The organism is Photorhabdus sp. RM323S (genome assembly GCF_042879375.1).
GTDB classification, from domain to species: Bacteria; Pseudomonadota; Gammaproteobacteria; order Enterobacterales; family Enterobacteriaceae; genus Photorhabdus; species Photorhabdus tasmaniensis.
The window spans coordinates 1-13,302 of sequence record NZ_JBHFKZ010000045.1 but is presented as its reverse complement, the minus strand read 5'-3'; the positions used below and the strand labels follow the sequence as shown (position 1 = coordinate 13,302).

General features: G+C 42.2%; 12 protein-coding genes and 1 pseudogene. 8 read left to right on the top strand and 5 right to left on the bottom strand.

The window, feature by feature from the left end; translation table 11 throughout:
* Positions 1 to 28 precede the first annotated feature (28 nt).
* Together rtxC and ACGF7G_RS16600 are read right to left on the bottom strand one after the other, a co-directional pair.
* Positions 29 to 490 (bottom strand): RTX toxin-activating lysine-acyltransferase RtxC, encoded by a 462-nt coding sequence (gene rtxC / locus ACGF7G_RS16605; protein WP_387466913.1) that lies wholly within the window; start codon positions 488 to 490, stop codon positions 29 to 31.
* 21 nt (positions 491 to 511) lie between these two features.
* Positions 512 to 862 (bottom strand): peptide chain release factor 1, encoded by a 351-nt coding sequence (locus ACGF7G_RS16600; protein WP_133814724.1) that lies wholly within the window; start codon positions 860 to 862, stop codon positions 512 to 514.
* Between the two features lie 344 nt (positions 863 to 1,206).
* Between ACGF7G_RS16600 and ACGF7G_RS16595 the strand changes: the two genes are divergently transcribed.
* The 8 genes and pseudogenes from ACGF7G_RS16595 to ACGF7G_RS16560 form a co-directional block, all read left to right on the top strand.
* Positions 1,207 to 3,312, top strand: a complete 2,106-nt coding sequence (locus ACGF7G_RS16595; RefSeq protein WP_387466912.1) for a peptidase domain-containing ABC transporter — start codon at positions 1,207 to 1,209, stop codon at positions 3,310 to 3,312.
* Positions 3,305 to 4,660 carry an HlyD family type I secretion periplasmic adaptor subunit gene (locus ACGF7G_RS16590; protein WP_387466911.1) on the top strand — a complete coding sequence of 452 codons (1,356 nt, stop codon included), beginning with the start codon at positions 3,305 to 3,307 and terminating at the stop codon, positions 4,658 to 4,660. Before ACGF7G_RS16595 ends, ACGF7G_RS16590 begins: the two co-directional genes overlap by 8 nt.
* Positions 4,661 to 4,662: 2 nt before the next feature.
* Positions 4,663 to 6,804 carry a type I secretion system permease/ATPase gene (locus ACGF7G_RS16585; RefSeq protein WP_387466909.1) on the top strand — a complete coding sequence of 714 codons (2,142 nt, stop codon included), beginning with the start codon at positions 4,663 to 4,665 and terminating at the stop codon, positions 6,802 to 6,804.
* 186 nt (positions 6,805 to 6,990) lie between these two features.
* Entirely contained in the window at positions 6,991 to 7,959 is a 969-nt protein-coding gene (locus ACGF7G_RS16580; RefSeq protein ID WP_387466908.1) for a GlxA family transcriptional regulator, read from the top strand.
* A 139-nt stretch (positions 7,960 to 8,098) separates the two neighbouring features.
* Positions 8,099 to 8,386 carry a LexA regulated protein gene (gene ybfE, locus ACGF7G_RS16575; protein ID WP_387466906.1) on the top strand — a complete coding sequence of 96 codons (288 nt, stop codon included), beginning with the start codon at positions 8,099 to 8,101 and terminating at the stop codon, positions 8,384 to 8,386.
* 172 nt (positions 8,387 to 8,558) lie between these two features.
* On the top strand, positions 8,559 to 9,089 hold the full coding sequence (fldA, locus tag ACGF7G_RS16570; protein ID WP_133814718.1) for a flavodoxin FldA: 531 nt from the start codon (positions 8,559 to 8,561) through the stop codon (positions 9,087 to 9,089).
* A gap of 368 nt (positions 9,090 to 9,457) precedes the next feature.
* A complete protein-coding gene (gene fur, locus ACGF7G_RS16565; RefSeq protein WP_133814717.1) occupies positions 9,458 to 9,904 on the top strand; it encodes a ferric iron uptake transcriptional regulator in 447 nt (148 codons plus the stop codon).
* Between the two features lie 63 nt (positions 9,905 to 9,967).
* A pseudogene (locus tag ACGF7G_RS16560) lies at positions 9,968 to 10,076 on the top strand (transposase); the annotation flags it as partial.
* Between the two features lie 332 nt (positions 10,077 to 10,408).
* On the opposite strand, the gene ACGF7G_RS16555 reads toward ACGF7G_RS16560, so the two are convergent.
* The 3 genes from ACGF7G_RS16555 to ACGF7G_RS16545 form a co-directional block, all read right to left on the bottom strand.
* Positions 10,409 to 10,618: a hypothetical protein gene (locus ACGF7G_RS16555; RefSeq protein ID WP_387466904.1), complete on the bottom strand. Its 210-nt coding sequence runs from the start codon at positions 10,616 to 10,618 to the stop codon at positions 10,409 to 10,411.
* Positions 10,619 to 11,975: 1,357 nt separating this feature from the next.
* Positions 11,976 to 12,299: a hypothetical protein gene (locus tag ACGF7G_RS16550; RefSeq protein ID WP_387466902.1), complete on the bottom strand. Its 324-nt coding sequence runs from the start codon at positions 12,297 to 12,299 to the stop codon at positions 11,976 to 11,978.
* Positions 12,300 to 12,301: 2 nt separating this feature from the next.
* Positions 12,302 to 12,445, bottom strand: coding sequence for a hypothetical protein (locus ACGF7G_RS16545; RefSeq protein WP_387466900.1), 144 nt, complete (start codon positions 12,443 to 12,445; stop codon positions 12,302 to 12,304).
* Between the last annotated feature and the right edge of the window lie 857 nt (positions 12,446 to 13,302).

Below are 13,302 nucleotides of genomic sequence, written 5' to 3'. Positions count from 1 at the left end.
AGAAAGCCTTTAAATAATAATATAGAAATTAAACAAAAAACCACTGCACCTGACGAATACAGCGATTGTTTTGGACATCAAGTTTCCCACGGACAGTACAAGCTTTTTGACCTTTCCACGGCAAAAAGACACGGCGGCGTAAATCCCTGGCAACTTCGCGGCCATGTCCAAAAGGCGCAATCATTTCGGGAAAAAAAATATACTGTCCTGAACGCCAGTCCGTATGGATAATCTCTCTTTCTCCGGAAAGAATCTCTTCCCGATTTTGTTCAGATAAAAAAGCCCAATTACAAAAAGCAATTGGGCGCCCTTGTTCATCTGCATAGTAGCAAAACTGATTCAGTTCAAACGCAGGCAAGATACGCTGTTGCCACTCGGACACCAGGTACCTTCGATGCAGAGGAGAATACTGACTCAGCAGCATCACTCCTCCGATCATTGCCTGAATTTCTGCGGTATTCAGTTTCGCTGGTTGATGTATAATCGCCATGCGTTACTTAACCGTCAGGTGTTATTTTGCGTTTTTAGATGGGCGTTTTTTAGAATTAGCAGGTTCTTCCACCATAGATTCTAACGCTGTTTGTTCTTCTGTGACTTGCGGAGCAGGTAAAAACCCGGCCGCGACCAGTTTGTCAAACTCAGCCGCCATACGTGGATCTTCCAACATATTTTTAACCATAGAAACCATATACATAAATCCTGATGCAGGCATATGGATGACTTGCTTTAATTCAAGTTCATTATCATTTTCTGCCATTATTCCATTCGCCATCCGGTTTTGTTCCTGACCAACGAAATAAAGAGAAAAAACGCCCTTGTTATAATTGACACTAGAGATAGTTTGTACGAATTTTTCAGACATATTTTTTATTTACCAAAAATAAACAATTTACCAATAAAATTAAACAACATTTCTAACAAGTAAAATTTAATTCAGAAGTGTCCTGAATTTATATATCCATAATGCTTGAAAGGTGAATGAATCAATAAAATAATATAGAGAAAAAACTCAAAATCAATATTTTACACATAAAAAGTCTCTTTACCCCCCATATATAGTCCTATTTACCCACACTGTTACCGACAACAAATATAAGATAATTAAGTGACATTAAATTACAACACAACAAACAGGTAACATAATAATCTGGTTCTATTAATATATTATGCAAACATTGTTTATACAAATTCTAAAGATATTTATTCATGAATGAGATTGAGAAATTAACCCTATCATCATTAAAGTTAATACTGATGATTTGCAATGGAAAGAACAATATCAGTGATATTGATAACTTAAAAAACTCTAATTGTTACCATACTTATATAAAGGATATAGAGAAAAAATTTAACTTATCTCTTGTAAATAAGCACTCTGTCAGAAAGAAATATCATGACATACCATTACCCGCAATCTTGTTTGATAATAATGGCCTGCCTTTTGTTTTAGCCAAATCGAACAAAGATAATTCACTCATTCAGAAAGTGAACGAAGAAACCCCAAAAGTATGGTCTACAGAAAAACTAATGGAAGAGTGGAATGGGAAATGGATTAAAGTAAAACAAAAACAAACTAAATTTGACATTAGCTGGTTTATTCCAGAATTTCTGGCGCAAAAGAAAAACCTATGTGAAGTATTGTTATTTTCTTTTGTACTGCAAATTCTTGCCCTAATTTCACCATTAGTTATTCAGGTGGTTATGGATAAGGTCTTAATCCATCAGGCACTATCAACCCTTGATGTATTAGTCTTTGGCTTAATTATCGCGGGCATCATAGAGGTGATTTTACGTGGGTTACGTGAATACCAATACGCTCATACCGCCAACCGTATCGATATCAAACTGGGATTAAAACTGGTCAAGCATCTGTTCGGTCTGCCTTTACTCTTCTTTAAATCCCGTCAGGTGGGCGCGATTGTCACGCGGGTTCGTGAACTGGATACCGTCAGGGAGTTTCTGACCGGCTCAATGTTCACTTTATCCGTCGATGTCCTGTTTATGTTTGTTTTTATCTATGTGATGAGCCTGTTATCCAGCACGCTTACCTGGGTTTTTATCGCCACTATCCCTTTTTATGCCATTCTGGCGTGGTGGCTGACTCCCCGTATGGAGAAGGCCGTTGAAGAACAGTTCACTCATGCCGCGATAAATACCTCTTTTCTGACCGAAACCGTTTCCGGTTCTGAAACCCTTAAAAGCCTGGCAGTAGAACCGAGATTCATTCGCCGCTGGGATAGCCAGACAGAGAAAATGGTCGAGACCAGTTATGCAGTACAGCAATTGAGTAATCGCTCAAACCATATTGTCATGCTACTGCAAAAAGTCACCAATGCCGCGATTCTCTGGTTAGGAGCATCAGAGGTTTTATCACTGCAAATGACCATTGGTCAGTTGATCGCTTTCAATATGATGGTCAACCACACTTCCCAACCGTTAGCCCGGCTGGTGGAGTTGTGGGGGCAATTTATCAAAACCCGGGTAGCCGTAGATAAATTAGGCGATATGTTAAATCTACCCACCGAGCAACAATCTGGCCAGCAACAGGTCACGCTGCATGGTGCAGTTTCGTTTAATAACATTGTCTTTCGCTATCAACCAGATATTCCGCCAACCATCAAAGGACTGACCCTTAATATCAGAGCTGGAGAAACCATTGGTATTGTGGGTACTTCCGGTTCCGGGAAAAGCACGCTGGCACGTTTATTACTCCGCCTTTATTCCCCTGAAACAGGCACAATCACCATAGATGGTATTCCATTGCAAAACATAGGTATCGAAACACTCAGACAACAAGTTGGTGTCGTTCTGCAAGAAAATTTCTTATTTAACAAAACAGTATATGAAAATATCGCTCAGTCGAAACCCGATGCCAGCCTGGAATCGGTGATTAAAGTCGCCAAACTGGCAGGTGCTCATGAATTTATTCTTAGGCTGCCGATGGGATATGACACAACCATTGCAGAAGGCGGGCAATCTTTGTCTGGTGGTCAGCGTCAGCGGCTTGCTATTGCCCGGACTCTCCTTGCTGACCCCAAAATCCTCATTCTTGATGAAGCAACCAGCGCGCTTGATGACGAATCACAATCACGCATTCAAGCAAATATGGCAAAAATTGCCCGGGACAGAACCGTTATCACTATCGCCCACCGGCTTTCAACCGTACGTCATTGTGATCGCATCATTGTGCTTAATCAGGGGGAAATTATCGAACAAGGCTCTCACGATCAGTTGCTTAACTACGGCAAACAGTACCGGAAACTCTGGCAATTACAACAGGAATTAAAACAGGAGGTGCCTTGCCATGATTAAAGCGTTTAAGGATAGAATGAAATCACGGTTGCGCTGTCGCCCACAGCACTATGACTTTTTACCGACACACTTAGCGTTATCACAACGCCCACCGTCACCTTTCGCCCGCTACACCGCCATAACACTCAGTATCGGCATGATCATCGCCTTGCTCTGGGCTTATCTGGGTAAGTTGGATGTTCAGGCAACCGCAACCGGCCGCCTGATTGTCTCTGGCCGTTCTCAGATAATTCAGGCATACGAACAGAGCCGGGTGACCGCTATCCATGTTCAAAATGGGCTGCGGGTAGAGAAAGACGCCCCACTTCTGACCCTCAACACACTCGGTGTTAACCAGGATATCACCCGGTTACTCAAGCAGATAGAGTATCAAGCTCACGAAAAAATTCGTTATCAGGCTTTAACCGAAGGGCAGGAACCCGCAGCCCAGACACTATTTCAATCATTACCGGCATCCCAGCAAACACAAGTGGTTGAAAACTATTCCCGTGAGAAAAGAGAATATGAAGCAGGAGTAACCAATCTGAAAGCAGAGATGAACGTGAATCTCTCTTCTCAACAATCACGAAAAAGCGATATTAATTCACTCACTAAGCTCCGGCAAAATATCAATCAGCGCTTAAAAGCACGTCAGACCTTAAGTCAAAAACAGGTGATCAGTAAAGTTGAGTATCTTGAACAGGAAAAAGAGTTTCTGGAAACAGAGCGCCTGATTGCCCAACAAAATGCAGAATTTGATGTTCTGCAATCGCAATATATTAGCCTGGAAGAACGCTTAAACAGCCTGAAAACCCAAAAAGAGCGTGAATGGTTTGATAAAAGAAAACAAGCCGAAGTTCAATTGGTCGTTTTAGAGCAAGAGCTTGCAAAAGCTCAGGTACGGGAGCAACTTGAAGTCATTCGCTCACCCGTCACAGGAACAGTTCAACAACTCAGCGTTCACACATTAGGTGCGGTACTGCAACCGGCTCAAAACTTGATGGTGATCGTTCCTGATGACAATGTGCAGTTGGCGGAAGTGCAAATTTTAAACAAAGACGCCGGATTTATTTATTCGGGGCAACAAGTCACCATTAAAGTCGATGCCTTCCCATATACGCGTTATGGCACTATCGACGGTGAACTGTTGAGCATATCCAGAGACTCAACCACAGATGAACGGCTAGGATTGGTCTTTCCTGCTCAAGTCAGTCTTAAACGTAATAGCATTGCCATAGACGATACCCAGGTTGAAATTACTCCGGGTATGTCCATTGTCGCCGAAATAAAAACTGATCAACGCCGTGTTATCGATTATCTCCTGAGCCCTATCAGAGAGTATCAATCTGAAGCATTGAGGGAGAAATAATCATGAACCTATTATCTTCTTCTACTGATTCTAGTAACTACACTCATAATCAGGCGTTGAATTGCATCGTCTATGTGGGGAAACAATTTCATAAGTCAGCCACTATCGAGCAACTTCAACACAGCCTAGGTTTTGACTCCTTATATCTGAGTGACTTACAGCTGCGTGAAACCGCCAACGCGATTGGGCTGCACAGTAAAATTGATCGGTTAACCGCCAATACAACGCCGACGCTGCCCTTACCGGCATTGATCGAACGGGAACAACAGTGGTGGGTACTTATTGAAGTCGATAATGACAATATTACCGTTCTCGATCCTGCGACTAAACAAACGCGGTCATTCCCTTTACCTGCTGATGATAAAGAAAGTGGCTATAAAATTCTGTTGATCGCAGATCAGGAATTAACCAAGAAACATATCAAATTCGGCTTGAGTTGGTTTTATCCTTCAATTTTCCGGCAGAAAAGTCAGATAAGAGATCTGTTTTTGTTTGCCATCGTTCTCCAGTTATTTGCACTGGTCAGCCCGATACTGTTTGAAAACATCATCGACAAGGTCTTGGTAGGCCGAAGTTTATCCAGCCTGCATATATTAGGTATCGCTATGCTAGCCATCGCCCTTGCCGAGCCTTTGTATAGCTTTATGCGCAATACCATATTTGGGCACATGGCAAGCCAGATAAATTCTGAGCTCTCCGGGCGACTGTATCGTCATCTGGCAGGATTGCCGCTGCAATATTTTAAGCAACGGCAAACAGGGCAGATTATTGCCAGAGTCAGAGAGATGTCTCAAATCCGCCAGTTTCTGACAGGTTCTACCCTGATGCTGTTGCTGGATTTAATTTTCGTCATCATGTTTATTGGCATCATGTTTTATTATGCCTGGATACTAACCTGGATTGTTATTGGCTCACTTTTTGTTTACTTCGCATTCTGGGTAGTCGCCGGGCCGGTTATTCGCCGCAAAGTAGAAGCAGAATATGAAACCGATGCAAATGCAACCAGCTTTCTGACCGAAGCCGTCACCGGGATTGAAACCATTAAAACCACCGCGACTGAAAACCGTTTCTTACATCAGTGGCAACGTATTCTCAGCCAGCAGTTGACTAAAAGCTTCGCGGCACAGAAAAGCGGTTTAATCGCAGGACAAGGAATCGATTTTGTCCAGAAATTTACCGCCGCGATCCTCCTATGGTGGGGAGTGACAGAAGTCTTACGCGGTGAACTGACTCCGGGGCAACTGATCGCCTTCAACATGCTGGCCGGACACGTCACGCAACCTATCCTCCGGCTCGCACAGGTTTGGCAAGATTTTCAGCATACGTTAATCGCCTTGAAACGTGTGGGGGATATTCTTGATGAGCCAATGGAAAACAGTAAACAGGGATTGGCTTCTGTACCTGAGCTGGAAGGCCAGATTGAATTCAAAAATATTCGCTTCCGCTACCATGACGACACGCCGGAAGTTCTGGCGAACTTATCGTTATTGATAAAATCGGGTCAATTTATTGGTATAACTGGACCATCCGGTTCAGGTAAAAGTACTCTCACCCGTTTACTACAAAGGCTGTACGTACCTCAACATGGACAAGTTTTGATTGATGGTATGGATTTAGCTATTGCTGATCCCGTCTCTTTACGCCGCAATATGAGTGTTGTGCTCCAGGAAAGCATCCTGTTTTCTGGCAGCATCACCGATAACATTCGGCTGTGTAAGCCCAACGCAACAGATGCAGAAGTCTATCGTGCCGCTGAGTTAGCCGGGGCCATTGAATTTATTCAATCTCTTCCTCACGGTTTTGCGCATCCCGTTGGGGAAAAAGGAGTAAATCTTTCAGGTGGTCAAAGGCAGAGAATCGCATTAGCGAGAGCGCTCCTGGTCAACCCAACTATTCTGATCCTTGATGAAGCCACCTCAGCATTGGACTATGAATCCGAAGCGGCAATCATGGCAAATATGGACGAAATATGCCGTAACAGAACAGTTATCAGCATTGCTCACAGGCTCAATACAATTCGCCACGCGGATAAAATCTGTGTGTTAGATCAGGGGCAAATTATCGAATTTGGCTCGCATGACCAATTGCTCCAGCAAGGCGGCTTATACGCGCATCTGTGGCATCAACAAGTTGGTGAAAACTAAATGACAATTTAGCCAACGCTTAATAAAGATGGAATAAGTTTTGGCTGAAATTATTTCTTATTTTACTTGTTTGTTTAAAAAAATATCTCAATGTAATTAACTTACTTAAATTGTTACAATAAGTTATTAAAATGTTAGACAATGAAATATCTTGATACATCTTAATTTTTAAGTTGGAGAATTCTTATGGACAGGAATCCAGTTTCTTTAAGCGTGTTAGTATTTTCAGGCGGATCTCTGACTTCTATTACTGGCCCAATAGAAGCTTTAACCATTGCCGCTCGTTTAGCCGGAGCGCCGGATCCAGAAATCAATATTGTCACACAGGATAATCAGGACGCTGTCGGGATGGGTGGTGTTCGGCTAAAACCCAATAAACTCATAGGAGAAATAAAACAAACAGATATTGTCTTGGTGGGTTCAATTGGGGCCCCTTATTGCGATTTCGATCTTTGTACTCAAGAAACCTTAGATTGGCTCCAGATGATGGAAGAAAAAAATATTCCTATCGTTTCCGTTTGTACAGGTTCTTTTATACTGGCTAAAGCTAATTTACTCAATAACCGCAAAGCCACCACACACTGGCTATTTACCAACCTATTCAAGGACATGTTTCCGCAAGTACAGTTACATTCAGAAATAAAAGTCACCCGTGATAACAATATTTTTTGTACTTCCGGCACCTATGAATACAATAATGTGATGATGCATATTATTGAACAGATATATGGTCAAAATACCAGAGAAGCCTGTAGCCAACTGATATTTGGTAATATAGAAGGCGTCTCCCCACATACTCTGGCAAGTTTTGTACCATACCGCCAGCACTCAGACACATTAATCCACAAACTACAGGATTGGATGCATTCTACCCCATCAGACATATTATCGGTCAGCGATTTGGCAGATAAAATTCATTTGTGTGAAAGGCAGATGAAGCGGCGCTTTAAAACAGCGACCGGCCAGACACCGATTCAATATATCCAGCAAATTCGGTTATCCCTGGCAAAATACTGCTTAGAAAAATCGAATAAGACCATAGAAGAAATCAGCCATGAAGTTGGCTATGAAGATACTCGCTACTTCAGAGAGTTATTTAAGAAATTGAATGGGTTAACACCAATCGAGTATCGCAAAAAATACCAGTACCGTTAAAATCGGAACGCAATGGACATCCTTTACGAATAAACAGTGACACGGCTTTTTATCTTTGTCAGGCAGTAGCGATACACGGGAAGCTGGGGTATCATGGCGTGCTATATTTTATGGTATACGCCCTTTAGTAATTGAATTTATGGCAAAAGAACAAATGGATCGCACTACTCTGGATTTGTTCGCAAATGAACGCAGACCGGGGCGCCCAAAAACCAACCCACTTTCCAGGGATGAACAGCTCAGAGTCAATAAACGTAACCAGCTTCGCCGTGATAAGGTGCGTGGTCTGCGTCGTGTGGAATTGAAAATAAATGCTGACGCAGTCGATGCGCTGAACTTTCTTGCGCAGCAACGCAATATCAGCCGCAGTGAACTCATTGAGCAAATTTTGCTGGCCCAGTTAGCAGAAAGTGACAACACTGCTTGATAGCATTGAAGGCACGAAATCACACAAATTTGACAGAATTGTCCTTGCTGTTTAGTCAGAATAGGATTTTGTTTTTTTATTAATACAATCAGAATTTTTCTGCTGATTTTGACATTTTATACGTATATCCCAAACAGAAATACACAAATAAAACAAGAGGTTATATCATTTTATGGCAATTATAGGTATATTCTTTGGCAGCGATACCGGCAACACAGAAAATATTGCCAAAAAAATCCAGAAAATTCTGGGTTCCGATGTTGCTGAAGTCCACGATATTGCCAAGAGCAGTAAAGAAGATATCGAACAGTTCGATATTCTGCTGCTCGGCATCCCCACCTGGTACTACGGAGAAGCTCAGTGTGACTGGGATGATTTCTTTCCTACTCTGGAGGAGATCGATTTTGACGGGAAGCTGGTTGCTCTTTTCGGTTGCGGCGATCAGGAAGATTACGCGGAATATTTCTGTGATGCGATGGGAACTATCCGTGACATTATTGAACCCCGTGGAGCAATTATTGTTGGTCACTGGCCAACAGCGGGTTATCACTTTGAAGAATCAAAAGGTCTGGCTGATGATAACCATTTCATCGGGCTGGCTATTGATGAAGATCGCCAACCAGAATTAACCGAAGAACGGGTTAATTCCTGGACTAAACAGATCTACGAAGAGATGAGTTTGGCGGAAATTATTGCCGGATAGGAATTTACCTCAATAGACGTATATTGGTGCAGGCCATTTCTTACCAATAGTGAATACGCGGTAGGTGAAGAGCCATTCGCTCTGCTCACCCAATGGGGTCGCGTTCAAAAGCTATCGCTTTTGTCAACACACTGCTCATATCCGCTCTTTTATTATGAAGAATGGCAAAAAAATAACCTAAACATTATAAATAGTAAGGTTATTCCTGCGTTTTACAAATGATTATTCTGGCAAAATGTGTAATGATAGTTAAGGTTAACGTGGTTTTCATTTTCACTAGCCATGCCTATAATCATAATCTGATAACTAACTGGTACTTTTTGAAGTATCGCTAAGTTCACTTTACTGAGTAACAGGACTGAATCCGCATGACCGACAACAATAAGGCATTAAAAGATGCTGGGCTTAAAGTTACACTTCCTCGACTGAAAATACTGGAAGTGTTACAGGATCCTGAATACCACCACGTCAGTGCGGAAGATCTCTACAAAAAACTGATTGATAACGGTGAAGAGATTGGCCTCGCTACTGTCTACCGCGTGTTGAATCAGTTTGATGACGCCGGCATTGTTACCCGTCATAATTTTGAAGGTGGCAAATCGGTTTTTGAACTCACTCAACAGCACCACCACGACCATTTAATCTGTCTGGACTGCGGTAAAGTCATTGAATTCAGAGATAAACAGATCGAAAAACGCCAGAAGAATATCGCTGAACGTTATGGGATCAAACTCTCAAACCACAGTCTTTATTTATATGGTCATTGCTCCGCAGGTAATTGTCGCGAAAACAGTAGTGCACATGACGAGAAGTAATTCATTCCTGAGCCAATAATTTTTTATCTATAGAAAGGAACCCATCAGGGTTCCTTCAGATTGATGATGTTGCTGGGCTATTTATTTGGGGGTGCCCAGTAAACACCGTCTGGTACAGGAAATCCAGGTCAATGTTGCTTACCGCTGGCTCCTGTACCTTGGGCTGACCGAGGATGATGCGTGCGGCAGTAAGCTATTTGCGTAGCAAGCCTGCTGGCTAATTCGACAAGACCATAACCTGCTTTTTCTTCGAGGGATATCGGTCGTATTGTCGTAGTTTTGAGACTACGGGATAACTAAATGACAAGTTTAAAGCTACAACAAGATCCTTCCAATTAAATATACTTTCGGTAGCTTGAAGGACAGCTAGGCACTGAAAATATGTCCTCTAATCTTGCTTGAACAGAACCGATATAGAGTAAAGTCATATTTGGTATTCTGGCGTGATCAGGTGCCACGCCATGACTGACAAAAATACACCCTAAATCTAAACGCGCCAAGTGTTCAAGTGCTCTGAACGAGCTGTGGCCTTTCATGACCCCATAAAGCAGGAGTCCCATCATTGAACAGTGCCCTGCCTGTTGAAGCATAATGGCGTTCGAAAGGTACCCAGTTTCGTTCATCCAGAACCTCCAATACAGGTAAATGCTGCGCTTTGACAAACTGACGTTTGGTGTGAGCAGGCGATCCCAGCTTTCGAGTGAATAAGGTCATAAAAGATCTGCGTTTATAAGGAAGAACGCAGATCTTAATGGATATAAAACACAATTATCATGACAAGAAAATTATTTTGCATTGCCTTGCAATCCAGAATAAATCTTAATAGAAATTAAGAGCGCATATCTCGCCCCCCAAAAAGACAGAATGCAAAGAACTATATCAGGGATATTATTCTCACCATGATGCAAAACATTAATTGATGATAAGTTAATCAATACTAGAGCAATACAAAGACTAATAATATTCAATATGGCCGATTTCATATTTTTACTCCATATAATAATCATTTAGTTATATCCTGATGCATTGTATTGATATATATTGGATTAAAGTCGTCTTATATGTTATTAATGATGCTTTGTTCCAATAACTTATAAATAAAGGAAAAAAATAGTAAAAATGAGGAGCACATAAAATGAGTGAGAAATACTTACCATATTTCTATATAAGCAAGAAACCAAGGTATAAGCAAATATAATCATTACATAAAGATACAATTTACATTGACAATTTAATAAATCACCCTAACATGCTACATTTATTTTTCATATTAATCAAGCCAACTCCATATAAAAAGTGGATTAGGCACACCGGTTCTCGAATTCTGCCATTAACACGGTATTAGCAGCGCCTATTTTTATAAATGACGTGCCAAATATGGCGGAATGGATATTTCCCTGATAGCTCACCTCAAACATCCTATTTTATTAATAGAAAAGCAATTAAAAACAAATGAAAAATTAGGGAGATATCGATATAATTGAACCTTATTCACCTTTTCAAAGAGGTTGCATTTGATTACATTCCCCCATATTATAAAAATTACCATTCTATATAACACGTAAACGACAATAGCATTTTATGTAAAGATAATTAGAGCCAAAGTAATAACGCATGGGATTTTTATATGGTTATTCCTACTGGATATTAGTGTGTGAAAATGAAAGTTGATTATTAAAAATAACCCACTATTTCTACTCATGTTATTTTTTAGATTAAATTGCAATCGAATCTAGAGATTATCTCTAGAATATGGATTTTATATGGGATTTATTTCGGAAAGAAGCTGCTGAACATCAACGCGTCAAATGGGTAGAAAAAGCATTGCTAATATCTGGAATGCCAACTTGGATAATTAGCGTACTGCCTACTCTCTTTGTACTGATATTTTTAGCATTCCTTGTTTTCAGCAGCTATACACGGCGAATCAATGTTTATGGTGAAAACACAACACAATTTACAGGATATTTAGTTAACCCATATTGAAGCGCTGGCCTACCGTGGCTATGCACCTCGATAGATCATGAATAAAGCCGGAAGATCGCGGAGATCTTCCGACCTGTTTTTAATTTTATTCTTTAGTAACAAATATATTAATATCGTCTATCGCATCTTCTACTCGACCAGTGAAACGAGTATCCATAGCTTTTTTCCTCAGCGCTGGGATTACCTTATCTCGATCAATATTAGAGTAAATGCGAGCTATATGTCCCACACAAGTAATAGCTAAACCAATAACATCTTCGTTACTACTATCAAGTAGTTGTAAACATTTTTCTTGCACCCAGTTATAGTCATTAACGTTGAATGTCAAATATAAAAGAGCATCAGTTACTATTTTGACATCGCCAGAATGTAATAAACTTTCTAACTCAGATTTAGAATATTCCTTCATATTTAGCACCCTTTGATTTTCCCTTTTTTATTCACTTTTCCAGCCTTTTTCAAAGCAGATTGCTGATCATTATGTAGCGCATCCCATTCTCTAACGTGTCCATGGAATAATTCATCACCACTCGATAATGTACGAGTTTTATCCATAACAACAATTTCGTTATTTTTTAGATCAACACCAACTCGACGAGGTGAGGTAGGTTTCACTTGAGCTGAATTATCTAATGCTGCCTGACCATTTACTGGGGCTTTACTTTTTACTGCATTATCAGTTTTACCGTGGTAAGGAGCATCTTCATAGATTCTCGATAATCCCAGCGGGTCTTAGGGACTGCCCCGACACGACCATACTTTTTGACCGGGATTTTTTCTTTAATAACAATCTGTTAAAGAGCCACTTCGTCCCACCGCACTCACCGCCGCGAACCCAAAACCCCGATGTGCACTTTGCCGATTTTAGCTCGCTTTTTCCCCGATGTCAGTGCCGGGTTTTGCCCCGCTTTTTCTGCCCGAACTGGGTTTTCTCGATAACCCGTGGCGGCGGGGCAGCTTGCCTGCGCCGCTGACGCGGGTTGGCCGGGTGCGGGCTGGCGAAGCCCGCAGGTGACGCTGTTCAGCAGGGAAGCCCCTGGGGGCTGCACGGGGCGGAGATGGCGAGCACGGGGACGAGCAACGCAGCGCAGCGTAGTGCGAGCCGCGCGCAGCCAGTGCAGCGGGGGTGGGGCAGGGGGAATAAACTGCGGCCAGCCTGCTGGCCTGCTTTCAGGGCTGTTGACCTTGGCGGACTCACCGACGACGATTTAAGGTAGATTTGGGCACCGGAGCCGCCACGGATGGCGGCGACTGCGGCGGTGGGCGCTAGCATTGAGGCTGACAGCAGCGGGCGCAGCCCAGTGCGCCTCTCGGGCTAAGAAGCCCAACCCGGCGGCCAGCCGCGCACCGGGGCCAAGGTGACCGCGCAGCGCCCTTCGGTGGGCGGCGCCGACATAATGTTTGTTACGCGT